The sequence below is a fragment of the Moorena sp. SIOASIH genome (assembly GCF_010671925.1).
Lineage (GTDB): Bacteria > Cyanobacteriota > Cyanobacteriia > Cyanobacteriales > Coleofasciculaceae > Moorena.
Genome location: NZ_JAAHIH010000002.1, coordinates 342,402 through 368,092 on the forward strand (window position 1 = coordinate 342,402; position 25,691 = coordinate 368,092).

A 25,691-nucleotide genomic window follows, 5' to 3' on the forward strand; every position below is an offset into this window, starting at 1 on the left:
TGTAACAAAAAAGTGCCTCAAACCCTGATTATTTCGTATACCTTTCGGAATTTGAACAAGACTTGTAATATTTCGCAGCATTGACAAACCCACCCCATTTCAGATGAAAATGGTGCGACCAACCTATAAAAAAATTTGCTCTAAGCTAACCTACGCCCACTAGCAGGGGTTAGCACGGACTACCCTACCCTATTTGGGGATAGTTCTGAACTAAAGCAAGGGTGGCATCAAAATTCAGTGCTTCGGTGCTAGCTTGTCTTGGCTTTCTTTTGGCCAAGGCAGTTATCTGAAGTGCTTGAAATCAGGTGGCTTTTTCCAAAAATACCTTTATATGAAGAGGTGAATATGAACGCAACTGTAAGTATCCTGGCAGAAATCCCCGAAGACCTGCACGAGTCTCTCAAGCGCTACCTAGAAACCCATCCTAGCTGGGACCAAGACCGGGTCTTCGCAGCAGCACTTTCTCTGTTTTTGCTCCAAAATGGTATTGGTAAGACCCCAGAAACATCCCAGAGTTATCGGGCTTGTGCTCGTGTGTATCTGGAATCCCTCTTTCAATATCCTGCTTAATTAATCCGGGATGGGGAAAGGTATAACGTGTGAAATATAACGTGTGAAATATAACGTGTAAAGTATGACGTGTCAAGTTCAGCACCCATACCTGCACGCCTTCACCCTACTCCCCACTCCCTTGTTGTGATGTCCGGGAACATCGAGATCATAAACCGTAGGTAATGGGTTACCCATTACCCATTACCCATTACCGAAACGATTTTTGACTATGAGCACTATCGAAACAACCGGACAGAGTATAATTCCTAAACTGATTGTGGGTTTAGGTAATCCGGAACCCAAGTACGATAAAACGCGGCACAATATCGGTTTTGAAGTGGTCGATGCGATCGCAGGTCGATTACAGATTTCAGGAAGCGAACATCGCCGCTTTCAGGGATGGTTTGGTCAAGGAATTGGACTAAAAGGAAATAAGCTAAGCTTGCTCAAGCCCCTTACATACATGAATCGCTCTGGACAAGCAATTCGGGCGGTGACTGATTGGTACAAGCTAAAACCTGAGTCAGTCCTGATCATTTATGATGATATGGACTTACCAGTAGGGCGTTTGCGTCTGCGCCTTTCTGGTTCAGCGGGAGGACACAATGGCATGAAATCCGCAATTGCCCATCTGGGTACGCAAAACTTCCCTCGCCTGCGGATTGGCATCGGCAAATCCAGTCAGAAGCCAGACACGATCTCCCACGTCCTAGGAAAATTTTCACCCCAGGAAGCCGAGTTAATGTCTGAGGTAGTCCAACTAGCAGTTGAGGCGGTTGAACTGTCTCTTAAGCAAGGTGTGGAAAAAGCAATGAGTCTCTACAATAATCGGAATCTAGCAACTATAGCAAAGGGAACAGCGAGTAGGGAGTAGGGAGTAGGGAGTAGGGAGTAGGGAGTAGGGAAGTCGGGAGTCGGAAAAAATCCTGTGTACCTCATAGGTATGATCAACGCTATAGTTACAAGCTCTATTTATAGCGCTACGCTATAACTCACATAATCTGATTAAGGCAGGAGATATCAGCTGAGCCAAAGTGTACACTCAAGGCAATATTCAAGTTTTCCAGAGACGGGACTAACCAGGGTACGCTGTTTCTAGTTTCGGACTCGTAGTGGTTAAACAGAATCGAAAATCGCTTTTCTAAATAGGGCTTGACTTTACGGCAGATCAATACTATCTTGAGCAATAGTCCAGTGGTAATGGTGGTTCCTAGATTGGTAATCAAATCAACAAATGTATAGTGATTGGGGCGTTTAGGGCTTTCCACCACCAAAAAGTTTAACAATTGACTACAGGTGCGCACCACCATAAATTCATTGGGCCTTTGGTAATCCCATTCAGGCAAGGTGTTTTGCAAATGAGTATACAATCGCTCGTTAAACTGTTGCTTCCCATAGGCTGGGTCAATCGAGGCAATCAAATATTCATATAAATCGTCCTTGAAGTCTTTGAAATAGACTGTGTGCCGACTGTGGGTATGGAAGCTACGAGCAACATCTCGGTAGGTGTAAGACCCTTGCACTTTGCCAAAAAACTCCTTGAGAGCACTCGCCAACTCCCGTTCGCTCAGCAATGTCGGATTTGACACTGGTTGAATAATTCGTCTTGGAGTCGTGCTCGACCGATTTCGCATGACATTGGCGCATCGCACCTGATAGGTTACGTACTTAGATAAATCACACTCAAAGCGCCGTTGAACCCTAGCTTGAACTTGCCGGACAGTTTGCTGATATTCCTGAGAGCTGTCTTCACTTAGTAAGCAATGTTCATATAAGTAAGGATACCGCTGAATCAAGTTTGCCACTCGCTTAGAACCATTAGAGTATTGAGGTGTATCATTCATTACTATAGACAGACGTTGCAAGGTTAGATATTGCTCTGTTCTTTTGAACATCTGCATTAGTTCCCGCAGGCGTCTAGGAGCCCGAGAGTGAACCCTCAAAGGAGACGGCACATGGTCAAACAAAGCTACCAATTCTTGGACTGCTCTTCTGGTGTGTGGTTTCAGATGCCAGTGATTGATCAGAATATGGCAGCAGCGATTGATCACAAATCGGAACTCTGTCGGAGCCCGCTTATCCATTACTATCTTTTCCAAGGCCAACCAGATTTCGAAATCTTCGTATCCCACTCCATCTAGGAAGAGCCTTTGGAAGCGTTCAATTGATTGCTTTGGTGATTCTACCCTTACCCACTGGAGTAAGTGATTGTAAACTTGCTGCTCCTGCAGGCTAATATGTCGAATTTCCGATTCTTTAGAGTCTCTCCAGGTGGTCACTTTAGGTAGCTCTCCTAGGTGCTAAAGCTAGGGCTCATCAATGGTGGTTGGCTTGAGAAGATGAAAATTCAACTTTGAATGGCTTAGCTAACACAAAGAGAGTCCGGCGTATCACAATTAATCTACGACGGTAGATATATTCTAATGATCACCTAAACTGAAGGTGAGCTATTCTAGTATTAGTATATCTTCATCTACTCTTTACCTAATTGTGCAAATGAGTGGAAATTGTGAAAATTAAGTAAAAACAATGTGAAATTTATTGGCTTACCTGGAAAATAGAGCGTTTAGAGAAAACAGCACAATTAGGACACTGGGGGAAAAATAAGGTTATGGTGTGTCGGCTTCTTGTAGGAAAATTAGTTGACATTCTCGCCGCCAAGACAGTAAACATTCCAGAAAAAATCCTGGAAAAGTCATTCACTGGCATTATCACTGATACCCGTCACCTTGAGCCGGGTCAACTATTTTTAGCGCTGCGGGGTGAAAAGTTTGATGGTCATGATTATGCAGCTCTGGCTGTAGAGAAGGGGGCATTAACGGTCATTGCTGAGGCGACTAAAGTTACCCAACTCGAAGGTTTGCCGCTGATTCAGGTAGAAAATACTCTCAAAGCCTACCAGCAAATTGCTCGGTGGTGGCGTGACCAGTTTGAGATTCCGGTGATTGCTGTCACTGGTTCTGTAGGCAAAACTACCACTAAGGAGCTAATCGCAGCAGTTTTGTCTACTAAAGGAACTGTACTCAAAACCCAGGCCAATTACAACAATGAAATCGGTGTACCCAAAACCTTGCTGGAGTTGGCACCAGACCATGACTATGCTGTAATCGAGATGGCAATGCGTGGTTCAGGACAGATTGCTGAGTTGACCGAGATAGCCAACCCCACCGCAGGGGTGATTACTAATGTGGGTACAGCTCATATTGGTCTGTTGGGTTCTACGGAAGCGATCGCAAAAGCCAAGTGTGAGTTATTAGCCCATATGTCCAACAACGGTGTCGCGGTTCTCAATCACGACAATCAACGCCTAATTGATACCGCAGCTCAGGTTTGGCAAGGGCAAACCATAACCTACGGTTTAGAGGGTGGTGATGTCCAAGGAGAGTTGATTGCACCAGAAATCCTGAAAGTAGAGGGCATGGAGTTTCCTATCCCCCTCCCAGGTCGCCACAATGCCCTGAACTATCTCGCGGCCCTAGCCATTGGGAAATTATTGGGGGTCGATTGGGAAACCCTCAGGAATGGTTTAAACGTTGAGCTACCCCCAGGGCGATCCCAGCGTTATGAGTTACCTAACGATGTAGTGATTCTGGATGAAACCTACAATGCTGGAGTTGAATCTATGGTAGCTGCTCTAGAAATGCTGGCTCAGACTCCTGGCAAACGGCATATAGCGGTACTTGGGGCGATGAAGGAATTGGGAACCAAATCCGGTGAACTTCATCAGCAAGTGGGTCAAAAGGTTGAGCAACTAAATCTAGATGGCTTGCGGATTTTGGTGGATGAAAGTGAGCCAGAAGCGGAAGCGATCGCAACCGGTGTTACTTCGGTGCCAGTTGAGTGTTTCTGTGACTCTAATCCTCTAGTCGAACATCTACTGGGGTTTGTCCAACCTGGGGATCGTCTATTGTTTAAAGCCTCCCATTCCGTTGGTCTCGATCAAGTAGTCAAGCAGTTTAAAGCCGGATTTTCCAAGGAAGATTGATCTCAAGCCAACAAATCTGGGCTTATCCCCAGATTTGCGATAGTTTACCGGTGAAAACTTGCTCAGCTGGCCCAGTCATGTAAACTCGCTGGTCGGTTTCGGACCATTCAATGTCGAGACAACCACCAGGAAGCTCCACGGTACAAATGCGATCGCTTTTCTCAGTTAACACACCAGCCACCACAGACGCACAAGCCCCCGTTCCACAGGCGAGAGTTGCCCCAGCACCCCGCTCCCAAACCCGCATCTTCAAATAATCCGGACGCACCACTTGGATAAATTCTGTATTGGTTCGTTGGGGGAAAACTGAGTGATGCTCAAACAGTGGACCAATGGTTTCCAGAGGTATGGCATCCGCATCCTCCACAAAGGTGATACAGTGAGGATTCCCCATACTGACACAGGTAACCTCCCATAATTTGTCTGCTATTTCCATGGGGGTATTGATCACCTTTTGGTCAGCCTCTGCCAAAACAGTGGGAATTTGAGCTGCACTAAGCTGGGGCATCCCCATATCCACCCTGACTTTACCATCGCCCTTGAGTTCAGGAATGATCACCCCAGCCAGAGTATGGATCCGATAGTGGGTTTTGTGATTAGCCCCCTCTAAATCAGCCAGAAACTTTGCTAAACAGCGAATCCCATTACCACACATCTCTGGTTCAGAACCATCAGAGTTGAAAATCCGCATCGTATAGTCAGTACCCTCTTGTCCTGGCAAGGCAAAAATAACACCATCTGCACCGATTCCAAAATTGCGATCGCATAGCTGCAGCGCTTGCTCTGAGGTTATTCTGGGTTTTGGGTCAGCCCGATTATCAATCAGAATAAAGTCATTCCCCAGTCCATGGTACTTTGTAAACTCCATAGTAAACTCCCTATTGATCTACTCTGGTGCAATGGTAATTCTTTTGCAGCCTTTTGTTTAAGTTTCGCGAATTTTCCTCGATTTAGCTACCGACTGCTTAAAATACTTTTTCTGATTATGCTGCCCAAAACACCAAAAACCCTCCTGGCCAAGTATGATTGGTTATGATTGGTAGGGTTCCCAAACATCCCACGATTTTTTGTGATTATGGCCCAATTCGATACCGGCTTGCCCAGTATTAGTCAAATTCAAGGCTATATCAAAGACCAACAACTCCTAGAGCTCAAACTTCTCACTGGGGATTCCTTCAGGGGGAAATTGTGCTGGCAAGATCAAAACTGCCTGTGTCTGATCACTCAAGATCAGCAGAGCATCATGATCCCTTATCATGCGATCGCTTATCTAAAGCCAGAGGCAACTCAAGGCTAAAGCTTCAAGGCTCAAGGCTCAAGACTGTTCGCTGGATAACGTTCGGTTTAGGGTAGACTGAAATGGGTTTATTGGTGGATCAAGGTTAACTAAAAACTTGATCCACAACCAAGCATTACCCTTCAACCTACCCTACACCGAACGCCAAAGGCGAACAATATTTTATAATGTAGAATTTAGAATTCTACATTCTTAATTCTACATTCTTAATTCTACATTCTTAATTCTACATTCTTAATTCTACATTCTTAATTCTACATTCTTAATTCTACATTCTTAATTCTACATTCTTAATTCTACATTCTTAATTCTACATTCTTAATTCTGCATTCTACATTCATACTTCGTACTTTATTTTTGATTTACAACTTATAGCTTAGTCCAGTCAGTAACAAGATAGTTGCGATAGTACAGCCCAAGCATCCCAGGGCAAGATTAGTCATATTTGATTGACTTGCTGATGCTAGGGCTGTATTGAGATCCGGTGAACTTAGACGTTCATAGTTTTTTATTGCCACATTAGCTTCTGGTAAAGAAGAGATCAGACTACCAATAAAATAATGTAATCCCACAAAAACTGCTGAGCCCAACCACTGACTTAATACTGAACTATAGAGTTCAGTATAGGCCAAAAATAATGAATTTAAAATATAACATAATCCCGTCAGAGATGTAGTCCCTACAATAAACTTAAACCAGTTTGACTCAAAATCTTCCTCAGTTATATCTTCAAATAATCCTGGGCGCTTCTTTTTCAAGTTATTTTCAAAATACACAAATATCCCAATCCCAATTATACAGATCAACACTCCGATTAATAACCAGTGCCATGTTCTCAATGGGATGTCTTCTGATAAATAATTAAACTGAAAGCCTCCCGTTAGGCACCAATAGGCTATACTGGCAAATCCAAACATAGTTAAAGACAAGCTTGAATGCCAAATAACCAACTTTTTTTCACGATTAATTAGAGTAATTAAGCTTAATATTTTATTGAAATCTCTCCTTAAAAACCACTTAAATAAAACAAATAATGGGGCAACAATAAACATAAGATAAATGTTGGCAAAATTTGATCCTAGTGGGGTAGCTATCCCTCCTAGCCTACCTAATCCCAGTGAGACAAGCATTAAAAGTAACTCAGGATTGTTGGTACTTGAGTTAATCACCAAGGTGCGTTGCTCGCGCCCTAAATAGTCACCAGCAAGACCCGCTGCACAGCTGACCATCAAGTCAGTGGTGTAGGGAATTAACCAAAAGCAAAATGTTACGGCTGTAATTAAAGAAATCACCAGGAATGGGATTTCACCAATGAAGTCATGGAGCTTGATGATCCAACTGTCCATTAATTTAAACCTCGACTTAGTTTGGCAATCGTGAGTTACCCTTAAAAAAAACTATTTCATAGTTTGGGATTGATTGATATAGAGAATCCATCCACCGAGTTAGCCTAACCGTTAGTGTGATAGACTATCCACCTTAGTTAGATGTCCTTTTATGATGGCACCTGACTCAATATTCAAAGGTCCCGTTCATCTGCAAACTAGATGGAATTGGAAACACACTGGGCTAAATGATAGTCTATGCCCTAGTAGCTGAAGAGTAAAAATCTATAGTCTAATTTGCATAAATCAGTGAAATCATTATCCTCTCATGGCTCACTATCGGACGTAGAGCACTATTCTCCTTCTAGTCCCACCCCACTTCTGAGTGCAAAGCACCTTGCCAAACGCCTGAGTACAACTATAGCAATAGCCCTGGCATCGGGTTTTGTAGCCCTGTGCCAACCAGTGCAAGCTTTACAGGTACAAGTTCAACCAGAAAATCCCCAATTAGGCGATACTTTGTCGGTGGTAATTCAAACGGAAACAGTCGGTTCACCACCGACCGTTTCTATGGGTCAAAAGACCTATCCTACCTTTGCGACAGGGACAAATCGTTATCGAGCTTTACTACCCACTACACCATTAGATAAACCAGGAAAATTGGTTTTGCGGGTGACTGGTGATGGTAAAGTCAACAACATAGCTGTACCACTTCAGAATCGGTCTTTCCCTGTCCAACGCATCCGGTTGTCTGGCAAAGCGTCTGCCCCAGCAACCCAGTTTGAATTAAATCGGGTTGCCCAGTTTAAAAAATTAGTGACACCAGAAAAATTCTGGAATGGTAAGTTCTATAGACCCAACAATGCTCGTGTCTCCAGCATTTTCGGTATTCGTCGCTACTACAACGGTGTCTTTGCTAACAACTACTACCATCGTGGTGTTGACTATGCCGGTGGCTTCGGTTCACCAGTAGTAGCACCAGCAGCAGGACGAATAGCACTAGTGGGACGAGAGTCTCAAGGTTTCCGGGTTCATGGTAACACCGTAGGGATTAACCATGGTCAAGGGGTACTCAGTATCATGCTGCACTTGAGCCAAATTAAAGTTAAAGAGGGGGATTTCGTTCAAGCTGGCCAGGTCATTGGTAGCATTGGTTCTACAGGTGCTTCCACTGGTCCTCATCTACATTGGGGTCTCTATGTTCACGGTCAGTCGGTTGACCCAGTACCCTGGAGATGGGAAGGTGTGAATTGACCTGACCCTAGCCCATCACTTAGCTAAACCGCGAGAAGCCCCGCACTTTACCTTCATTGGGTAAGTGTCGTATGGGAAGCGCGGGGCAAGGGTCGGAACGTCGAAATGCCAATGGGATATACTAGGGACAGTAGGGAAAACAAATTAAGAGCTAACCGCCACCTACTAGCTAAACATAGAACGAGTTGTATTGTTCTGGCGGGTCGGGGCATCCCGGAGACGAAACCGATAGTACTGGTCGCCTTAATCAATAAGATTTAACCTTTTTACCCTAAGCCTACCAACCATAAAGGCGACCAGTACCTTACGGTAACTTCTGACCGTGTCGTTAATAAAGTAACCTGTGTAACCGTTCGCGCAGCGTCGGCGAAAGCCGATATCGTTGGATGGTGTTGGTAAGAAGCCCGCGCTGTACCGCGCTTGTCAGCGTCGGGAGTATGTCACCTGGATCACCAATACAACAACGAAGCCAGCAGATTTGATATGATAGATAAATCTAAACATCAAGGGTAAAGGTTAAAGGTTAAAGGTTAGTAAACAGCTAGAAAAAATGTCGCAGAGTCTACCAAAAACTCTTATTATTTGTTAGAATTAAATTAGGGTAACACCGACAGGGATTATTATGTAACTTAAATTAAAGCCGAAAACCAAGGGTTTAATAGTTGCGCTGTAATCCCGGTGGAACCAACTTTTTTGACATTTTTATGGCGCTCGCGGGATATTCCGTCAGATAAGCGCGGATATACCCCCTGGATGTGAAAGCATCTTGCCTTGGCGGGCCTTGGTCTATCTTGGTAGACTTTGGTAGCTAAAAAGTATCGGTAACCGGCAAGAGGGAAAAATTTTCTTTCCTCTTGCCCTTTCCCTATTGGTTAGCTGTTAACTTGTCCTGCCCTTAGGATTTAGTGGTTATTGACCACTACTCCATAAATTACTCGTGTTTGTAGTTAGTCATAGGCTAAAGCCCTATGGCTAACTTACTCCTACTCTTTTTTTGATTTTACTAGGAAATCCCACTAACCACTCACTCCGCTTCACGAAATCCCCCAGATTCACCCATCGGGATCAGCTTAATCAGATCAAGACGAAGCTAAATTCCTAGATTATACTATTAATTATTTTGACCATTAAATCAATAGCTATTAAATCTACTCATGAGAATTGAGCAAATTGTAGAAAAAGCGTTGAAAGATGGGTACTTAACTCCCCTGATGGAGAGTGAGGTCGGTCGCCTTTGTGACACAGCTTCGGAACTCTCCATTGAAGAATATATGGCATTAGACAAACTGATGGGGGCGCTTCTATCCGGTGAGGTGGTTACAGTTGCTCGCAAGCAGTTTATCAATGTTATGGAAGAGTTGGTATTAAGCGAAGCAATTGATCAAGTTACGAACATAGAAGAAAAGTGCGATCGCTTTCTGGAGGTAGGAGATATTGCTGCCTATGCCCTCAATAGACTTCCCCCTCTCTATGCCACTACCGAAAAAGGTGCTCAATACCAACGTAAAAGAGCAAAGGAAGACCTAAAGGATTTAATTAACCATCAAGTCAAGGACGCCATAGCCAAATACCTAGAGCGACCTGATTTTGGCGCTGATCGCCAAGCAATCCGCAAAAAAACCAGCAAAGATCTGATGGGACAGATTAGTAGTATGTTAGAGGGCTGTGCACCAGGCTTTGAGCCAAAGGCTCAGCGCTCAAATGGATTACATGGATTACGTTGAGTCAGTGTTAACAGGTGATGGTTAAAAATCCCTTTTCCATGGCAATTTTTCGGTTGAGATGTTTAATCTCTCACAATAACTGGTGTTCCTAGACTTACCTGCTCATACAACTGTTTAATATCCTGGTTGAGCATCCGTAAGCAGCCGTGGGAAACCGCTTTGCCGATTAGCTCTTCTTCATCAGTGCCATGAAGCCCGATTTGATGGTGCCCGTCAGACCAAAAACCAATCCACCTTTCTCCTAAAGGATTATCAGGTCCAGGAGGTATGAGTTCACCAGTAATCGGTTCTTTCCAAATAGGGTTGGGTTGTTTGCGAATAATTTTGAAACTGCCAGTGGGTGTATCCCAACCTGGTTTACCAATGGCAACTGGGTGGCTCTGGAGCAATTGTTCTCCCCAGTACAAGTAGACCGTAGTATCACTCAAATCCACAACTACCTGGTAAGTAATAGCAGCAATTGCGTCAGTAAAATAAGAGGTGGCTGGTAAAACCTTGGGAATTTTTGATTTCAGTCTCTTTGGTGTTACCTGAGGTTTTACCAGATCTGAGCCTGTCTTTTCGGATGACAACGGTGCCAGTTCCGGGTATACTGAAGAAGTTTTTGTCAACGTCTCTAGTGTACCGAGTCGTGCTATGGTCAACCGAGAGGTGGCTGGCAAGACCTGGCTAATCTCAGGTGTAAGTTGCTTCAGCTTAAGCTGTGGTAGTGTAGCTGAGATTAACAATCCTGCTGACCCAAAGCAAAATATCATTAAGCTGGTGTTAATTGAGTGGTTAATGGCCATAATTAATTTAATTAATAGTTAATTAATAGTTAATTGGCTGTTGGCTGGCTCAGTCCACTACGAGCGTGAAAATGTAAGAAACGACTAGTGCTAGATCAGCGGGAACCAATCCCAGAAGTTGGGAGTCAATGAGAGGAAGAAAGTTTTAAAAGCTATTCCAATCATGAGCCAACCAATTTCTCTATCCTGGTCAACAGAGGTAACGCTTCCTCAACTGCCGGTGCAACCTGAGAAACTCTCTAACTATGATTTGGTTTTACGCTGTCAGGAAGGGATGAGTCCTGACCGCACAGCCTTTGCTGAGCTACTACGTCGGTATCAGTCCCACGTGGATAAGATTTTGTATCACTTGGCACCAGACTGGCAAGATCGGTCCGATTTAGCCCAAGAGGTGTGGATTAGGGTTTACCGTAATATTAAACGACTTAATGAACCAGTCAAGTTCAAAGGTTGGTTAAGCCGTATTGCCACCAATCTGTTCTATGATGAGCTCCGCAAACGCAAGCGGGTAGCCCACCCCCTGTCTCTGGATGCACCACGTCATATGGATGATGGCGATATGGATTGGGAAATTGCTTCAGCAGAGCCTGGTCCAGAAGAAGATATGACGACCCGAGAGTTTTATGAGCAACTGCACAAGGCAATCTCAGAGTTGCCAGAAGTGTTCCGTACTACCATTATCCTTAGGGAAATCGAAGGTATGGCTTATGAAGAAATTGCCGAAATTACTGGCGCTTCTCTCGGAACCGTTAAGTCTAGAATTGCTAGAGCAAGAGCGAGATTACAATCTCACCTGCAAGCTTATCTAGATTCCTAAACATCAGTATAGTTACTTAATATATCAAATCTTTACAAGAAAAGCTTGATCAGATGTTTATATATCAGCCGGATTTGACGAGAAAAGCTTGATCAGATGTTTATATATCAGCCGGATTTCCTTTATTGGTTATTCCCTTAATATAAAAAATATGGGAGATCTAGTGTGGGGAGTTTACTATGACTCGTTGGTGATGAGAAAATGACCTCTAAATTTAACCCTGATAACACTTATGGGCAGGAATCTGCCAAAGATATGGATTCCCTCAAGCGCGATCGCGAAGCGTGGCCTACGGCCAATAGCTTTAAATTAATCAGTGCCTACGTTGATGGGGAAGTAACATCAGCAGAGCGCTCTAAGGTGCAGCAGCTATTGGCAACTGACCCAGATGCCAAACGATTATACAATCGACTGCTGATGCTACGTCAGGCATTCCGAACCATGCCCGTCCCACCAACAGAGCAACCAGCTCAAGAACTGGTACAGCAAGTTTTCTCAAAAATTGACCGCCGCCGGAATCGCCGAAAATTCGTTTGGGGTGGTGCTGCCATTGCTGCCATGTTTGTCGGTGCGGTTTCGATGATTGTGCCTAATGGGCCCTCACCAGTCCCACAGATAGCGACTAACGTAACTCCATCCCCGAAAGCAGAACCCCTCAGGATTGCTCTGAATCGACCGCTGCTAGAGATACCTAAAGCTCCAGTGTCATCTCCTAGACCTTCAGTAGTCATACCAGAACTTAATGGAAATGTCAATAATCCTAATTTAAATTAACTAATTTGAATTAAATGGGATATTGGATCATGTCCGGTAGGTTCTTACTGTATACCTAGACAATACAAGTCACTGGGTTAAATGGTTCTGGCCTCGGCTTGGAACTAATCACTATTTCCTAATCACTATTTCAGTGTTTAGCTTGTAGTTTCCTGATTAACTCATAAAACGGCTCCCAATTATCTTCCTGAGTAATTGGCTCCCAAACTGCTTCAATTACAGGTCTGAGTAAAGCAGTGTGCGGATTTTTATCTCGCAAAAGTGCTGACATATCCTTGAGCTGATCAACTGATAAATTTTGTAAAAGGTGGTGGTATAAATTTCGCCAATCTGCTAGGGAGGAATACTGAGCATCTGACTCCCAAAAGGATTCTCGGCTCATTATCTGACTAACATCATCTCGCCAACTCTTATCAAACTGTTGGGCTAATTCAGCAAAGAAAGCGTGATAACCCACCTGAGTATCTTGCAGGAACTGAATCGTTAACCTCAATAACTCTGACTCTTCTGATTCTGGCAACTGTTCAAATCCCAGTTTATTCAGCATCAAGTGCCGATAATTGCGGTAATAATGTTTCCCAAACTCCCCTAAACCTGCTTCCATCTCTGATGTTGGGATTACCATCCCTAACGGTTTCTGAAGCATTTCTAAATTTAACTGACAAATTCCAGGTTGATTGCCGTAACTATAGCGCCTGTAATAGTCAAAGTAAGCAGCGGTAAACTGAGGGTCATAGGTGGGGATAAAGGCATAAGGTCCATAATCAAAACTTTCGCCAGTAATCGACATATTGTCGGTATTTAAGACAGCGTGACAAAAACCCGCTGCCATCCACTGGGCTGCCAATCGAGCCACTCGTTCCACCAACTCAGCGTAAAACTGAGCATACTGCTCCTGTTTCTTATCCTCCCTGAGGAGGATTATGCTTGGGTAGTACTGCTCAATCACATGGTCTAATAGCTTTTTGATTAAATCCGGACGCTTAAAGTAATGCAGTCGCTCAAAGGTACCAAACCGGATATGGGAACGGCTAAAACGTACTATTACTGATGAGCGAGTTGGAGAAGGTTCATCACCCCGCCACAGTTGCTCACCAGTTTCAATCAGGCTCAGACAGCGGGAGGTCAAAACGCCAAGATGGTGCAACGCTTCAGCTGCAAGGACTTCCCGCACCCCTCCTTTGAGAGTCAGTCTACCATCGGCAGTTCGGGAATAGGGTGTAGTGCCAGAGCCTTTGGTACCGAAGTCGTAAAGTTCCCCATTGATACCTCTTACTTGACCATAGAGAAAACCTCTGCCATCCCCTAGTCTAGGGTTATATTCACCAAATTGATAGCCGTGGTAGCGCAGGGCTAAAAAAGGTCGAACTCCCTGAAATTTACCGAAAGCTTGGATAAAGTCTTGGTCATTAGTGTCTTGGGGATTTAACCCAATACAGGGTAGCAATTGGTCGTTACGAAACCTCAGGATATGCCTGGGAAATTCTGCTGCTGCTACTTCGTCAAAATAGTCATATCCCAGGGATTCTAAGGCTGGCTCGTAGTTGAGAGAGAGGAACATATCAATGATAAGGGTTTCGTAGCTGTTACAGAATAGGTTTGCAAATGAATAGTTTTTTAGTTACCACAAAGACCCAAAGAATCACAAACAACCGTCAGCCGTCAGCCGTCAGCCGTGAGCTAAAAGCTCACGCTACTTGAGGTGCCGTCAGCTTATTTTATTCAAAAGCACCGATTGCGCGTAGCGCATAAACTGATGACTGAAAGCTGATACGCGACACGCTGATACGCGACACGCTGATACGCGACACGCTGATACGCGACACGCTGATAGCTGAATGCTTACAAACAACCTAAGATGATAAACGAAGGAAGAAAGCAGATTTGAGCTAAGATATGCCTAATTCTATAATGTTCCAGGAAGATGGCTATGTAGTTCTCGAAACTAATCAACCAGAGGTGATTCTGACTCCAATGGAGTTAAAGTCAAAGTTAATGGCAATCTTGGCAAATCGTCAGGATGATTTGCCCAGGGATTTGCAGCATTTGACCTCTTTGGAGGAGCAAGGACAGTATTTGATGGAGACCAGCTGTGAATTAGATGTAGGACCTGGAGAGTATTTACAGTGGTATGTAGTCCGCCTCTAAAAACTATACCGACAACAGAACAGAAGCGCTTCAGCCGATGTCTAGGCAACAACTCGGCTGAAGCGTAATGGGTTGGTATATGATGGACTGTTTGAAATGAGAATCCCCCTCTAGCTAAGAGCGGGGAGCTTTCAAGGTAAGGTCTTTACATGGTGGTGGTGGTTTCTTGGGGTATTACCACTAGGGCTACATCAACCTGGTCTTCTTCAAGTTCGGTTAAATCTACTTTAATACCAGGTCCAAAGAATTTTTCCAGTTTTTCCTGCTTTTTGAGCCAAGTCTCAAAAGGAATTAGTGGGGAGTCAAATTCGAGAATTAAGGCATAAGCACCATCCACCGAAGTTTCTCGTAACCCCATCAACACAGGTCTTTCTTCATCAGTAGGAGATAAACCAAGGCTTTCCAAGGAACTATCTAGATGGGCTTCTTGACCATAGCGATATCGCATTACGTCTTTGCGAATCTGGTTTTGGATTGGGGTGGCGCTTTGCTCTCGCAGCGTCAGGACTTCAGGAATTGTTGGTTGGCTTAATTCTACAGGCTTTAACTCCGCAGCTTTGAGGGCAAGACCTCCTAGTAGAATCGGAATTCCGTAAAAGAATCCCACTAGATTGAGGGTGGCATTATCGGTAGCGTAGGCAACAAAGCCGATTAGGGCAAGTAATCCACCAATTACTAGACCTACAGTTCCTAGGGAAGTTCGGGGTAACATTATTTAGCTATGTAACAGAAATAACTCCAGTTTGATCAAATGAGGGAGTTTGAGGGAGCTATAAAACCCCGTCTTCAAAACGAGTGAGCCGTTCAGGCGAACGATGTTTAAGGCGGGGAGACATGGACTCGCTCAAGCTAATTATAAAGTCTGATCGCTCATGTAAGCTATAATGGTTGTATGTTAACCATGACCTACGAGTACAAACTACAACCAACTTCCGAACAGATAACAATCATTGAGCAAACCCTAGATGTATGTCGTGCTGTTTGGAACTTTGCGTTACGTCAGCGCAAAGATTGGTGTGCATCTCGTAAGTGCCCTGTTAATGCTTGCTCAATATATTCTGAGTACATCATCGGTGTCGATCAACCGTTTCCGAATTACCATCGCCAAGCTAAACAGTTGACCGAAGCTAAAAAAGTCTATCCTCAACTGAAAAATGTTCATTCTCAAGTACTACAGCAGACATTAAGAACCCTAGATAGAGCTTGGGATGATCACAAAGCTAGGGGGTTTGGTTGCCCTCGCTTTAAGAATAAATATCGGATGCGGAGTTTTGTTTTTCCACAATTAGGAAAAGAACCAATTAAAGATGATGCTATTAAGTTGCCGAAGCTGCGATGGGTTAAATGGAGGCAATCAAGACCCATACCAGAAGGGTTTGAAATTAAGCAAGCCAGGATAGTTAGAAAGGCATCTGGTTATTTTGTGATGTTGTCACTTCAGCTTGATGTTAATATACCCAATCCATTTCCTCACGGACATCCCAGAGGTATTGATCTAGGCTACGACAAATTTGTAGCAACAAGTGATGGCGAAGAGATTAAGCGACCTCGATTTATTATAACCTTACAACGCAAGCTGAAATTGCTGCAACGTAGGTTAAGAAATAAACAGTTTGGATCGAATAATCGACACAAGTTAAACCAAAAAATAGCTAGGCTACATCAACGTATATCTGACACTCGCCAAGACTGGCATTTTAAATTGGCTCATCATCTTTGTGATGGTGCAGGAATGATATTTGTTGAAAATATAAACTTTTGCTCGTGGCAAAGAGGGATGCTCTCAAAATCAGCTGCCGATGCGGGTTTTGGACAATTTGTCAACATTCTAGAATGGGTATGCTGGAAAACCGATACCTATTTTGCAAAGGTAGATAAAGATGGCACAAGCCAGACTTGTCCTAACTGTGGCGCACACACAGGTAAAAAGACTTTGGATATTCGTATTCATAGCTGTAGTGAGTGTGGATATACTACTACACGGGATGTAGCAGCAGCCCAAGAAGTTAGAAATAGAGGAATTAATGGGGTGCGACTCCACTCGGATTTCCTGAGCAAGGGAACGCTCACCAACACAGCGGTTGGGCAGATCGTTGCAGAAAACGTCTGTGGACTGGATGCGACGGGGAGTATCGGTCACGATGCTCTAGTTGGCACAGGAAGAAGCAGAAAGTCTAACTCGTGAGGGTTAGGAATCCGCTTCCTCAAAGTAACTGAGTGTAGCGAAGTTGCGCGCGGGAGGGGAGGATGTCAATATCCTAGAGTGGTGGTCAAGTCATAAAAGTTGACAAAATGACCAATATATGATTTAGGGTGAATTTTATCCACTCCTATCTGCCCTATCCCCCATCTCCCCATCATTACATGAACCCAATACTGTGATTACTTACTTAAGCGATATTCCCGACTCCAGGCAAGTAAGAATGAAGTAATAAATGCACCCAGTCTTTCTCTGAAATACTTTATTCCCCCTTTTATGGGAAAATTTGATCGTTATCATAAAGTTGTAGATAAGAGACAGCCAAAAATGGAGTTGGAAAAAATTAAGGAGCGAATTACCTTAATCACCAGTAAACGGGAATCCTTGTTACGGCTTCTGGAGCAACCCGATTTGGGTACCCTCAGAATTGATGTTAATCAGGCTCTCGAAGAGCTCGATGACCTAATCGATGAATTTAAGCGTACTTTCCCGGAATATAAAGGCTAACTGATGCCTCAAAAAATTGGCGTTGCTGATTAATGGAATAATTGAGGGTAATTAGGTCATAGAGAAATTAGCCGACTATAATTGCATAATTCCTTAGTTTAGCAGCGCCTTATTTGAGTTTTCCTTTCTCAGCTGATTTTAGCTAGTGGTTCTAGACGGTTAACTTTATCACTCCCCATTTTCCTAACTAAATTAATTAGATCTGAAGTGGCAACATCTTTCCTACAAAAGATATCAACGGGAGCAGTTTGGCTCATCACCTCAATTTGGGGGTCTTCTACTGAAGAGTAGGCAATGATTTTAGTGTCTGGCTCTAGGCTTTTGATCCGGGTGGCTGCACTGAGACCATCCATCATAGGCATTTGCAGATCAAGCACTATAACATCCGGGTGATGGCACTCTACCATATCAATGGCTTCTTTCCCGTTACTAGCAAGAGCAACTATCTCAATATTCTCCTGAGCAGAAAATGCTAACTGAAGGCTATATCGAGTTAGTTCATGGTCGTCAACTACAAGAACTCGCAAGGCAGGATGCTCACAGGACAACATAGGGAGACGCTGATCATTGTTTGACTTTTTCAGTCTAGTAAGTTAGATTGTAACATTTTATCTACCTTTCGAGATAATCAACTGATCATTTCATGAAATTCTTACATTGACCACAATCAATATTGATACGTAGAACCTGATCTGACATACTCCCAACCTTGCCATCCTCACAGGGGTAGGTTTTTTACATTTGGGTCCGGAGTCGGGAGTCGGGAGTCGGGAGTCGGGAGTCGGGAGTCGGGAGTCGGGAGTCGGGAGTTGGGAGTTGGGAGTCGTCAGAAGCGGGAGATGGGGAGATGGGGAGATGGGGAGATTTTTATTGGACCTCTTGCAAAAATCAATATGAAATCAAAATCTATCGCTTTTGCCTTTTGCCTGCCCCCCTTACTAAGGGGGGTTAGGGGGGATTCCTTTTGCCTGGTCAACACCCACGGTTGATCAGACTTATGCAAGAGGTCTATTGATGGTGTGTCCGAACAGTTAAAACTTGGGGGGGTGTCGAGTCTGGCGGATAGAGAAAATCGACTTGCACCAGCCGTTGCTCAAGGGGTGGCATCTGCAACCTAACTAGGGTATCCCCCTGCTCACCACGCCGTTGTACCAAATGCACATAGCGCGTCCGAGGTAAACCTTCATCATCCTTATAGCTCAATTGCACTGTCCCTCGGAAAAATATTTGCTTAGCTGGTGCCTTTAAAAACCTTAATCCTCCCTGGATTTGATCTTGTTTAATCGGTGTCTCAATAGCCAGGGTGACCGTTTGAGTATCCCCGGTGGGATTAATCAGTGGCAAGGTCAGGCTGTATTGCACCCCATAGTTACCATGGGCAAAATAGGCGGTATCTGGATAACGGACTAACATCGGCGCACTCTGAATTTGACCAGTACCTAACCTGCCATGATGGAGGGTACTCAGTCCGTAGGAAAAGGCTTGTCCCGGTTGCGGAATAGTTAGAGATTGAGCAGTAGGATTATCAACCAACTGAGCTTGCCATCTAGAGCCTCGGGCTACTCCTGCCACTCGACCGTAGATAATTGAACCAGTAGTAGCAATCGGAACAGTCGGGGCGCGATCGCGTGGTCCAGCTAACTCCCCTTGCTCTAATAAATTCTGCCATTGAGCTATAGTAGGAGAGCGTTCATTCCCATCAGTATCTAAAGGTGCATACTGGGCAAGACTGGCGGCGTATACCTTTCCATCACTGTATAACCGCATCAAAGTTGAGCGACCATTAATGGGTGGTGTCAAGGTTCGCACTGGAATTGGCAGATTCAGCAACATGCGGCTTTGCTGAGCCTGAATCACCAATTGGGCAGGAAATCCGTCTTGCCTACCTCCACGCAGGATATCACTCATCACTCGGCTACCAGGCCCAGCATAAACTCTACCGGAAGAATTATCTAATTGGGAGGGTAATTCGATAAATGGTGCATCAGGCTGACTCAGGTAACTAGCTGCCTCAATAATATCGACTGTTACTGGTTCTTTGCCCGGATTGTGGAGGATAATCCCCAGATAGAGGGTGCGCAAATCCTCTAGGGTGGCTGCTTTGGCAACATGGTGGGCAAAGATATCAAAGCGCCCCTGAAATGGAAAGTTTAAGTGAGCCCCTGGGTTGCCTTTGTCAGAAGGGGGAAATGTGGACAGTAAAATTCCTTCAGTCTGTACTAGTTCGGGACTGTTGCTGTTGAATACGGGTACATTATCTAGTTGTCCTGGTAGAGGGCGTATTTCTTGGAGTTGCACGATTTCTACTTGAGGTGTTGGTGCTGGGGTGGCTTGAGCCAGGGTGAAATTTAGTAAAAATGGCAGCATGGATAATGGGGTTTTAGTTAAACCAAAAGTGGTTAAACCATAAAGACACGAACAGGCCAAGATTTGGATCAGGGTGCCATCTGCTAAGTTCAGAGACTCTGTTAGTTACAGGTTTTTAGTCACAGGTGTTGGCTAACTGGGAATTCTGAGTTTTAGTGATGTCAGCTGGAATTTTCCAGTATGGCATGGGAATATATTGAATCTATAACTATGACTTTTCTTTACCACCAAGTTTCCCTTGCCCAACTTTCCACCAAGGCACGTTCTGATCGCACACGCTGGCAGTCAGGAACTGAATTAGCTATGGTTACCTATGGGGAAGTGTCTCTTGGTTTTATTGTCCCTCTGGAAATTCTAACTGCTTTGCCCACTGAGGCGGTTGCTGAAATGCCCCTAAAAGAACTACAGCGTTGGCTGTTTAGAAATCGGGAAGGATGGCTGGAAGGGATTATGGATGCTTTGACTCTCACTTACAAAAAACAGGAGGTACTGGGGTTGCTCCACCCTCGCTACTCAAATCAGTTATCCGAGCTAGTCAGAAGTAGACAATCGGCTTAAACCAGTGAGTATTTCAAGAAAATCTCACGTGAGCAGCAAAACGCTATCGCGTAGCAGCGACCGGGCCATAATCGCATTTTTAGGTATTGCCTATTTGTGGTATTATATCACAATTTATGACCAATTTATGACCAATTTATGACTTTCCTCTTCCAGTTCCTTCCCCCTGTTAACCCTTTTAAACTAGTTATTTTAACTAGTTAAAATAACTAGTTATCATAGTCAGCCAAATACCCATGTTTAAGGAGGTAAAAAGGACTCCATAGACTACTAAGAAACAACTCCATTTGGCAAGCTGCAATTAAATCAGACTGGATAGAACCACCATGCTTGAGCCAGTGAAAGGTAATTTTGCGCAAATCGTTGGTCATGTAAGCCAGAGTAGCCAATGGTCTTAGCCAAGGTTTTACACTCAACATCCGGGTGACATGACGACTTAAACCAATCCCACGGAAAAATGGAATTAAATACTCACGTCTCAGACGCCAGCTAGGGATTTTGTGCTCAATTTCCATAGCAGGATTGTACCAGATTTCCCAGCCCTTAGCTTGGATACGAGACAACATCTCTAAATCTTCCCCAGTTAACATACTGCTCTTAGTGCGCCCAGTCAAAATAGGCCGAGAGGGCATACTCTCTAACCAAGCTTGTTTTCGCACAACCAACCCAGCTGAAGGCGGTAGTAATTTTTTGTGAGGTTCATAAAGTAATGGCTCACAGCCACGTTCAGTGATTGCTAAAAATGGCGCAAGTTTATCAAAATTTGGCGGAGGAGTCACTTCAAAAACACCATGGATTTGACTACCATAAGCACCAGAAGTAGGGTGAGATTTGCCAAAGGCGTAAGCAGCAGCTATCCAAGACATTGATGGAATCGTGTCATCGTCTAGGAAACCCACTAGTTCACCTCTGGCTTCCTGAATAGCACGGCATCTGGCATAAGCTGCCCCTTGTTTCGGTTCAAAACAATACCTCAAGGGATATTGCTGTGGCCAATTGGCTTGATAAGCCTGAACAAGCTTAGCAGTGCCGTCAGTGCTGTTGTTGTCAATAACAATAACTTCCCAGCTGAGTTGGTCTTGCTGGCAACAGTCTCGCAGTCGGTCTAAGACTTCTGGTAGACGCTTCTGACCGTTGTATGTTGGGATGGCAACAGTTAACTTAATAAGCATAGTTTTTTTCCCTCAGTGTAGAAAAATAACCCTAACTAATTATTGAGAATATTCCCAAGTGTTGAGCAACATTATCTCTCTCTGAGGATAGAAATTGTTATTGGTTTAGGCAATTTAACCGATACTTTAAGCGGAAAGCTTACACGCTACGCGCGCCCTTGGGTTTGCTTTCCGCAAACAGCTATCAGCCCCTCAGCCTCCGCAGCTAAGGAGCTTACCTTCAACAGCTAACCCAAAAGTTCAGTTTATGCCTGTACGAAGTATCTATTGATAAATGCTATAGCAAAGGGAGCAGGGACTGAGGCCGTGGGCCACGCGGGGCGCGTTCGGAGCAGGGAGTAGGGAGTAGCGATTGCATCAAGACAGACTACATAATTTTATGGCAGAAAACTATGATTTAATTGCCAATTAACTGGGAAATAATTTCTTCTGACACCAAGTTGCGGTCAAAGGTAGAACTTTCTCTTCTCCCTATCTCCCTATCTCCCTATCTCCCTATCCAACCAATCTACTATCTTTGAATGCAACTCGGTATGACTCTTGACTCGAAGCTCCTGAATCCTGGATAAAGTTAGTTATCTCGAACTCAGGTTACTAGTAAGCACCTTTTTTTTGTAAAAGCACTATGGCAGTTTTTACTAAAATCTTCAAATCTAGCCATAGTGACCAATTTTCCATGTAAAAAGTATCTAGACGTACCACTTCTTCAAAAGAAGTAATATCGGAACGACCCGACACTTGCCAAAGTCCGGTTATTCCCGGTAAAACTGCATGACGTATAAAGTGGTGTTCAGAGAATTTATTGACATCTCTAATTGGCAAGGGCCTAGGACCAACTAAACTCATTTCTCCAAAGAGAACGTTAAATAATTGGGGAAGTTCATCTAGGCTATAGCGGCGGATGAATTTTCCTACTTTAGTAATCCGTGGATCATCTTTTATCTTAAAGAGAACACCATCTTTCATTTCATTACGAGCTTCTAGATCTTTGAGGCGTTGGTCAGCATCCACAAACATACTGCGAAATTTCCAAGCCTTAAATCGTTTATTATGTAACCCCACTCTTTCCTGTTTGTAAAATATCGGTCCTGGCGAATCAAGCTTGACTAAAACGGAAATACTAACAAACAGTGGCAAAAGCACAATCATTACTAATACAGAAAGCACAAAATCAAAACATCTTTTTGCCCAAAAGTCAATACCAGTAATTAGAGGGGGAGAAAACCGTATGGTAGGTACACTAGCAATACTAGACATCTCCAAGTTTTGGTAAATAGGTCCTAATTCTGTACACAAAATTCGCAAGGTTATACCTGCGTTTCTGAGACTCCAGTAAAAGAACATATAATCTTTTACATTGTTCCAAGAGCAAACAAATACTTCGGCTACGTCTAGAGCACGAATTTCTTTAATAAAATCGGATATATTCGATTTATCTAACAAATTAACATCGAAGAATTTAATGATGCCATAACAATCTTCGTTCCCCAGTAGTTGAATTGCTTTTTGTTGTTGATCTGGTGAACAGATTATCAGGGTTGGATAGCGAAGTAAACCTTTTTTGCGAAGCCGTTTCAGAATAAAATCTATTCCTAAGCGTCCGATGCAGACAAGAGCAATGCTTAATAGCCACAACAAACTATAAATTGGTTGAATCACAAATTGATCAGGCTGATACAGGCCAGCAATAACGAGTAGACTAATCTGGGCAACAGTGATTGTCTGGGCTAGAGCTAAGTAGTCACGGCGTTTGTTACCAGAATTATAAAGGTCTTGTAAAGCAATCAATAAAATTTCCCAGGGTATGACTACATAAACTAGTATTGCTTGATTGAATATTCCCCAATCATTATTTATGTAATTACCAAAATTAACGGCAATTAAGCATGCCATCAATAGCATGAATACATCAGTGACAACTAATGTAACCATGCGAAGCCATACAGCATAGGTATTGCGACGAAGTTTGGCAAAAACAGGATCACGTATATCAAATCTATAGGTTTCAGTTAAGGGCAGTTCCATCCTAGACAACTCCATTAATTAATATCCGATGAAAACCAAATTATTAGAAATAATACTCAATGGTATTTAAGGCTAACTACTTGGATTTAATACTTATAAAACAATGCTAATTTTTAAAAATCTTAGAAATTAATAAATAATCCCTAGATTTTCAATATATATGAACCTTATCCATGAATTTCAGCAAATTGGACATTTTTTTGTTACAGATATTTTTGGCTAATTTACCAGTGCCGCAACAATAAAAATATCAACGATTATCAGCTTATTTATACAAATAAATAGGCACAAAACAGGATGGTTTTGAAAAATGGGTAGACTTACTATCTAAATAGAATGCCGTACACTGAATTTTGTTTGATGCTTGACTAAACCAGTGTTTCAAAAGTCGCCCTCATACTCAACCATGGGGCTAGACAAACTAATTCACCTGCGCATCCTCATAAAAATTGAGAACTTATAACCGGCGCAATTAGGCTAACTTTGTGAAAAGTTTAACTTTCAAGACACCCTCTAAGGTGGAATGCTCCCTACTTATATCTATGCTAAACTACTGCATTAGTGGCGATGCATGTAATCAAAGGTGAGGCTCCCTATTCTGGAAGGATGTTTGCTTAAAAAACTATCATCAAAAAATATCACAAACATCCTGATTGGTTCGTTTAAAAAAAGCAACTACCAACTTTGTAGCGCAAAAAAATATTTACGTCAACACTATTTTTTTCTTTCAATAATTGTATTAATCTATAATTTTAAACTTTCTGTGGAGAATATGTGAAATTTTTGCTGAGAGGTTATTTACGGTAAATTCACTACAGCCACAAATGAATTTTTGAGTTAACGTGGTGATGATTCACTCCCATGCAAACTGGGAAGTTTGCATGGGAGATTTTCTCGGCAAGCAATATCTACCAAAATTGCCCACATTACGTTACAGGAAAAGTAAAGAATGACGGAACCAAAGAGAGCGCTAATCACTGGAATTACAGGTCAAGACGGTTCCTACTTGAGTGAGTTGTTGCTAGAAAAGGGCTATGAGGTTCACGGTATTATCCGAAGGACCTCCACCTTCAACACAGATCGCATTGACCACATCTATGTAGACCCCCACAATGAAAACGCACGGTTCTTCTTACACTACGGTGACTTGACTGATGGTGTTACCCTACGCCGGATCTTAGAGGCGGTTCAGCCATTGGAAATTTATAACTTAGGGGCTCAATCCCATGTTCGGGTCAGTTTTGACTCCCCAGAATATACCGTTGACTCGGTGGGAATGGGTACTCTCCGACTGTTGGAGGCGATTCGAGACTATCGTCAGCGCACCGGTATCGACGTGCGTTTCTATCAAGCTGGTTCTTCTGAGATGTTTGGGAAGGTACAGGAGATACCCCAAAAGGAAACCACTCCATTTTATCCCCGCTCTCCTTATGCCTGTGCTAAGGTGTATGCTCACTGGCAAACTATAAACTATCGTGAATCCTATGGCATGTTTGCCTGCAATGGTATACTATTTAACCACGAATCACCCCGTCGAGGGGAAACCTTTGTAACCCGCAAGATTACCCGAGCAATTGCCCGAATTGTCGGAGGTCAGCAGAAAAAACTCTACCTGGGTAATCTTGATTCTAAGCGAGACTGGGGTTACGCTAAGGACTATGTCAAGGCAATGTGGATGATGCTCCAGCAAGACAAACCAGATGATTATGTGGTAGCGACTGGTGAAACCCACTCGGTTCAGGAATTTTTAGAGATTGCCTTCAAATATGTCAATCTGGATTGGCATGATTATGTGGAGTTTGACAAGCGTTATTTGCGTCCTGCTGAGGTAGATATACTGATTGGTGACCCCACCAAGGCAAAGAAGACGCTGGGTTGGGAGCCATCTGTAACCTTTGAGCAGTTGGTAGCCTTAATGGTAGAAGCGGATTTACAAGCCTTGGGTCTGTCGCTCCCTAACGGCAAAAGTACTCAACCTTTGAATGATCAAGCCTATATCCGTCAAGGCGTAGCTACGATGGTTGACTAATCCGTTAGTTTATGACTGATTATGAAGGTAGCATCGGTGATGCAAGCCAATACATCTGACCCACAAATCCGGATCGATAGGATTTGTGTTGAATAATGACTCAGTATATTCCTGCTTGCATTGCGATGTACCAGACGGTGATAGTTCTCCAAAAGCTAGGCAAGGATGA

24 protein-coding genes are annotated in these 25,691 nt (G+C 43.5%); 14 read left to right on the forward strand and 10 right to left on the reverse strand.

Features of this window, described 5'->3' with window-relative positions:
• Positions 1 to 345: 345 nt before the first annotated feature.
• Positions 346 to 570, forward strand: coding sequence for a DUF2811 domain-containing protein (locus F6J90_RS09250; RefSeq protein WP_070391159.1), 225 nt, complete (start codon positions 346 to 348; stop codon positions 568 to 570).
• Positions 571 to 781: 211 nt separating this feature from the next.
• Entirely contained in the window at positions 782 to 1,426 is a 645-nt protein-coding gene (pth, locus tag F6J90_RS09255; protein ID WP_293092327.1) for an aminoacyl-tRNA hydrolase, read from the forward strand.
• A gap of 118 nt (positions 1,427 to 1,544) precedes the next feature.
• Here the strand turns inward: pth and F6J90_RS09260 are convergent, their stop codons facing one another.
• Positions 1,545 to 2,831: a hypothetical protein gene (locus tag F6J90_RS09260; RefSeq protein WP_293092329.1), complete on the reverse strand. Its 1,287-nt coding sequence runs from the start codon at positions 2,829 to 2,831 to the stop codon at positions 1,545 to 1,547.
• A 332-nt stretch (positions 2,832 to 3,163) separates the two neighbouring features.
• Here F6J90_RS09260 and murF point away from each other — a divergent pair, with 332 nt between their 5' ends.
• Positions 3,164 to 4,537 carry a UDP-N-acetylmuramoyl-tripeptide--D-alanyl-D-alanine ligase gene (murF, locus tag F6J90_RS09265; protein WP_293092331.1) on the forward strand — a complete coding sequence of 458 codons (1,374 nt, stop codon included), beginning with the start codon at positions 3,164 to 3,166 and terminating at the stop codon, positions 4,535 to 4,537.
• Between the two features lie 22 nt (positions 4,538 to 4,559).
• Here murF and dapF read toward each other — a convergent pair whose 3' ends face one another.
• Positions 4,560 to 5,405, reverse strand: coding sequence for a diaminopimelate epimerase (gene dapF / locus F6J90_RS09270; RefSeq protein ID WP_293092333.1), 846 nt, complete (start codon positions 5,403 to 5,405; stop codon positions 4,560 to 4,562).
• A 207-nt stretch (positions 5,406 to 5,612) separates the two neighbouring features.
• Between dapF and F6J90_RS09275 the strand changes: the two genes are divergently transcribed.
• Complete coding sequence (locus tag F6J90_RS09275) at positions 5,613 to 5,834, forward strand: RNA-binding protein hfq (protein ID WP_293092335.1); 222 nt, start codon at positions 5,613 to 5,615, stop codon at positions 5,832 to 5,834.
• A 362-nt stretch (positions 5,835 to 6,196) separates the two neighbouring features.
• Here F6J90_RS09275 and F6J90_RS09280 read toward each other — a convergent pair whose 3' ends face one another.
• A complete protein-coding gene (locus tag F6J90_RS09280; RefSeq protein ID WP_293092337.1) occupies positions 6,197 to 7,063 on the reverse strand; it encodes a hypothetical protein in 867 nt (288 codons plus the stop codon).
• Positions 7,064 to 7,468: 405 nt separating this feature from the next.
• On the opposite strand from F6J90_RS09280, the gene F6J90_RS09285 reads away from it, so the two are divergent.
• Entirely contained in the window at positions 7,469 to 8,413 is a 945-nt protein-coding gene (locus F6J90_RS09285) for a M23 family metallopeptidase (protein ID WP_366513733.1), read from the forward strand.
• A gap of 1,154 nt (positions 8,414 to 9,567) precedes the next feature.
• The gene (locus tag F6J90_RS09290; protein ID WP_293092339.1) at positions 9,568 to 10,137 is read left to right on the forward strand and encodes a late competence development ComFB family protein; all 570 of its coding nucleotides are present in this window, start codon (positions 9,568 to 9,570) and stop codon (positions 10,135 to 10,137) included.
• Between the two features lie 62 nt (positions 10,138 to 10,199).
• Here the strand turns inward: F6J90_RS09290 and F6J90_RS09295 are convergent, their stop codons facing one another.
• On the reverse strand, positions 10,200 to 10,925 hold the full coding sequence (locus tag F6J90_RS09295; protein WP_293092341.1) for a L,D-transpeptidase: 726 nt from the start codon (positions 10,923 to 10,925) through the stop codon (positions 10,200 to 10,202).
• A gap of 163 nt (positions 10,926 to 11,088) precedes the next feature.
• On the opposite strand from F6J90_RS09295, the gene F6J90_RS09300 reads away from it, so the two are divergent.
• A complete protein-coding gene (locus tag F6J90_RS09300) occupies positions 11,089 to 11,742 on the forward strand; it encodes a sigma-70 family RNA polymerase sigma factor (protein ID WP_071107622.1) in 654 nt (217 codons plus the stop codon).
• A 201-nt stretch (positions 11,743 to 11,943) separates the two neighbouring features.
• A complete protein-coding gene (locus tag F6J90_RS09305; RefSeq protein ID WP_293092343.1) occupies positions 11,944 to 12,516 on the forward strand; it encodes a Fis family transcriptional regulator in 573 nt (190 codons plus the stop codon).
• A gap of 130 nt (positions 12,517 to 12,646) precedes the next feature.
• Here the strand turns inward: F6J90_RS09305 and F6J90_RS09310 are convergent, their stop codons facing one another.
• A complete protein-coding gene (locus F6J90_RS09310; protein WP_366513755.1) occupies positions 12,647 to 14,086 on the reverse strand; it encodes a YdiU family protein in 1,440 nt (479 codons plus the stop codon).
• Between the two features lie 326 nt (positions 14,087 to 14,412).
• Between F6J90_RS09310 and F6J90_RS09315 the strand changes: the two genes are divergently transcribed.
• Positions 14,413 to 14,664 carry a chlororespiratory reduction protein 7 gene (locus tag F6J90_RS09315; protein WP_044495296.1) on the forward strand — a complete coding sequence of 84 codons (252 nt, stop codon included), beginning with the start codon at positions 14,413 to 14,415 and terminating at the stop codon, positions 14,662 to 14,664.
• Positions 14,665 to 14,809: 145 nt separating this feature from the next.
• On the opposite strand, the gene F6J90_RS09320 is transcribed toward F6J90_RS09315, so the two are convergent.
• A complete protein-coding gene (locus tag F6J90_RS09320; RefSeq protein ID WP_293092347.1) occupies positions 14,810 to 15,376 on the reverse strand; it encodes a DUF2854 domain-containing protein in 567 nt (188 codons plus the stop codon).
• A 180-nt stretch (positions 15,377 to 15,556) separates the two neighbouring features.
• Here F6J90_RS09320 and F6J90_RS09325 point away from each other — a divergent pair, with 180 nt between their 5' ends.
• Together F6J90_RS09325 and F6J90_RS09330 are read left to right on the forward strand one after the other, a co-directional pair.
• Entirely contained in the window at positions 15,557 to 16,849 is a 1,293-nt protein-coding gene (locus tag F6J90_RS09325; RefSeq protein WP_293092349.1) for a transposase, read from the forward strand.
• 342 nt (positions 16,850 to 17,191) lie between these two features.
• Positions 17,192 to 17,371, forward strand: a complete 180-nt coding sequence (locus F6J90_RS09330; protein ID WP_075905730.1) for a hypothetical protein — start codon at positions 17,192 to 17,194, stop codon at positions 17,369 to 17,371.
• 128 nt (positions 17,372 to 17,499) lie between these two features.
• On the opposite strand, the gene F6J90_RS09335 is transcribed toward F6J90_RS09330, so the two are convergent.
• A complete protein-coding gene (locus F6J90_RS09335) occupies positions 17,500 to 17,898 on the reverse strand; it encodes a response regulator transcription factor (RefSeq protein ID WP_293092352.1) in 399 nt (132 codons plus the stop codon).
• A 214-nt stretch (positions 17,899 to 18,112) separates the two neighbouring features.
• Here F6J90_RS09335 and F6J90_RS09340 point away from each other — a divergent pair, with 214 nt between their 5' ends.
• Positions 18,113 to 18,268, forward strand: coding sequence for a hypothetical protein (locus F6J90_RS09340; protein WP_293092354.1), 156 nt, complete (start codon positions 18,113 to 18,115; stop codon positions 18,266 to 18,268).
• A gap of 111 nt (positions 18,269 to 18,379) precedes the next feature.
• On the opposite strand, the gene F6J90_RS09345 is transcribed toward F6J90_RS09340, so the two are convergent.
• The gene (locus F6J90_RS09345; RefSeq protein ID WP_293092356.1) at positions 18,380 to 19,738 is read right to left on the reverse strand and encodes a DUF3370 domain-containing protein; all 1,359 of its coding nucleotides are present in this window, start codon (positions 19,736 to 19,738) and stop codon (positions 18,380 to 18,382) included.
• A 180-nt stretch (positions 19,739 to 19,918) separates the two neighbouring features.
• On the opposite strand from F6J90_RS09345, the gene F6J90_RS09350 reads away from it, so the two are divergent.
• On the forward strand, positions 19,919 to 20,296 hold the full coding sequence (locus F6J90_RS09350) for a hypothetical protein (RefSeq protein WP_293092358.1): 378 nt from the start codon (positions 19,919 to 19,921) through the stop codon (positions 20,294 to 20,296).
• Between the two features lie 209 nt (positions 20,297 to 20,505).
• Here the strand turns inward: F6J90_RS09350 and hpsE are convergent, their stop codons facing one another.
• Together hpsE and F6J90_RS09360 are read right to left on the reverse strand one after the other, a co-directional pair.
• Positions 20,506 to 21,468: a hormogonium polysaccharide biosynthesis glycosyltransferase HpsE gene (gene hpsE / locus F6J90_RS09355; RefSeq protein WP_293092360.1), complete on the reverse strand. Its 963-nt coding sequence runs from the start codon at positions 21,466 to 21,468 to the stop codon at positions 20,506 to 20,508.
• Positions 21,469 to 22,062: 594 nt separating this feature from the next.
• On the reverse strand, positions 22,063 to 23,493 hold the full coding sequence (locus tag F6J90_RS09360; protein ID WP_293092362.1) for a sugar transferase: 1,431 nt from the start codon (positions 23,491 to 23,493) through the stop codon (positions 22,063 to 22,065).
• A gap of 949 nt (positions 23,494 to 24,442) precedes the next feature.
• On the opposite strand from F6J90_RS09360, the gene gmd reads away from it, so the two are divergent.
• Complete coding sequence (gene gmd, locus F6J90_RS09365) at positions 24,443 to 25,522, forward strand: GDP-mannose 4,6-dehydratase (protein ID WP_293092364.1); 1,080 nt, start codon at positions 24,443 to 24,445, stop codon at positions 25,520 to 25,522.
• Positions 25,523 to 25,691: the final 169 nt, after the last annotated feature.

What these genes read in the sequence shown, in the direction of transcription:
- F6J90_RS09250 (WP_070391159.1), top strand. Translation starts at nt 346, where the DNA reads ATGAACGCAACTGTAAGTATCCTGGCAGAAATCCCCGAAGACCTGCAC.
- pth (WP_293092327.1), top strand. Translation starts at nt 782, where the DNA reads ATGAGCACTATCGAAACAACCGGACAGAGTATAATTCCTAAACTGATT.
- murF (WP_293092331.1), top strand. Translation starts at nt 3,164, where the DNA reads ATGGTGTGTCGGCTTCTTGTAGGAAAATTAGTTGACATTCTCGCCGCC.
- dapF (WP_293092333.1), bottom strand. Translation starts at nt 5,405, where the DNA reads ATGGAGTTTACAAAGTACCATGGACTGGGGAATGACTTTATTCTGATT.
- F6J90_RS09275 (WP_293092335.1), top strand. Translation starts at nt 5,613, where the DNA reads ATGGCCCAATTCGATACCGGCTTGCCCAGTATTAGTCAAATTCAAGGC.
- F6J90_RS09280 (WP_293092337.1), bottom strand. Translation starts at nt 7,063, where the DNA reads ATGGTCAGCTGTGCAGCGGGTCTTGCTGGTGACTATTTAGGGCGCGAG.
- F6J90_RS09290 (WP_293092339.1), top strand. Translation starts at nt 9,568, where the DNA reads ATGAGAATTGAGCAAATTGTAGAAAAAGCGTTGAAAGATGGGTACTTA.
- F6J90_RS09295 (WP_293092341.1), bottom strand. Translation starts at nt 10,925, where the DNA reads ATGGCCATTAACCACTCAATTAACACCAGCTTAATGATATTTTGCTTT.
- F6J90_RS09300 (WP_071107622.1), top strand. Translation starts at nt 11,089, where the DNA reads ATGAGCCAACCAATTTCTCTATCCTGGTCAACAGAGGTAACGCTTCCT.
- F6J90_RS09305 (WP_293092343.1), top strand. Translation starts at nt 11,944, where the DNA reads ATGACCTCTAAATTTAACCCTGATAACACTTATGGGCAGGAATCTGCC.
- F6J90_RS09315 (WP_044495296.1), top strand. Translation starts at nt 14,413, where the DNA reads ATGCCTAATTCTATAATGTTCCAGGAAGATGGCTATGTAGTTCTCGAA.
- F6J90_RS09320 (WP_293092347.1), bottom strand. Translation starts at nt 15,376, where the DNA reads ATGTTACCCCGAACTTCCCTAGGAACTGTAGGTCTAGTAATTGGTGGA.
- F6J90_RS09325 (WP_293092349.1), top strand. Translation starts at nt 15,557, where the DNA reads ATGTTAACCATGACCTACGAGTACAAACTACAACCAACTTCCGAACAG.
- F6J90_RS09330 (WP_075905730.1), top strand. Translation starts at nt 17,192, where the DNA reads ATGGAGTTGGAAAAAATTAAGGAGCGAATTACCTTAATCACCAGTAAA.
- F6J90_RS09345 (WP_293092356.1), bottom strand. Translation starts at nt 19,738, where the DNA reads ATGCTGCCATTTTTACTAAATTTCACCCTGGCTCAAGCCACCCCAGCA.
- F6J90_RS09350 (WP_293092358.1), top strand. Translation starts at nt 19,919, where the DNA reads ATGGCATGGGAATATATTGAATCTATAACTATGACTTTTCTTTACCAC.
- hpsE (WP_293092360.1), bottom strand. Translation starts at nt 21,468, where the DNA reads ATGCTTATTAAGTTAACTGTTGCCATCCCAACATACAACGGTCAGAAG.
- F6J90_RS09360 (WP_293092362.1), bottom strand. Translation starts at nt 23,493, where the DNA reads ATGGAACTGCCCTTAACTGAAACCTATAGATTTGATATACGTGATCCT.
- gmd (WP_293092364.1), top strand. Translation starts at nt 24,443, where the DNA reads ATGACGGAACCAAAGAGAGCGCTAATCACTGGAATTACAGGTCAAGAC.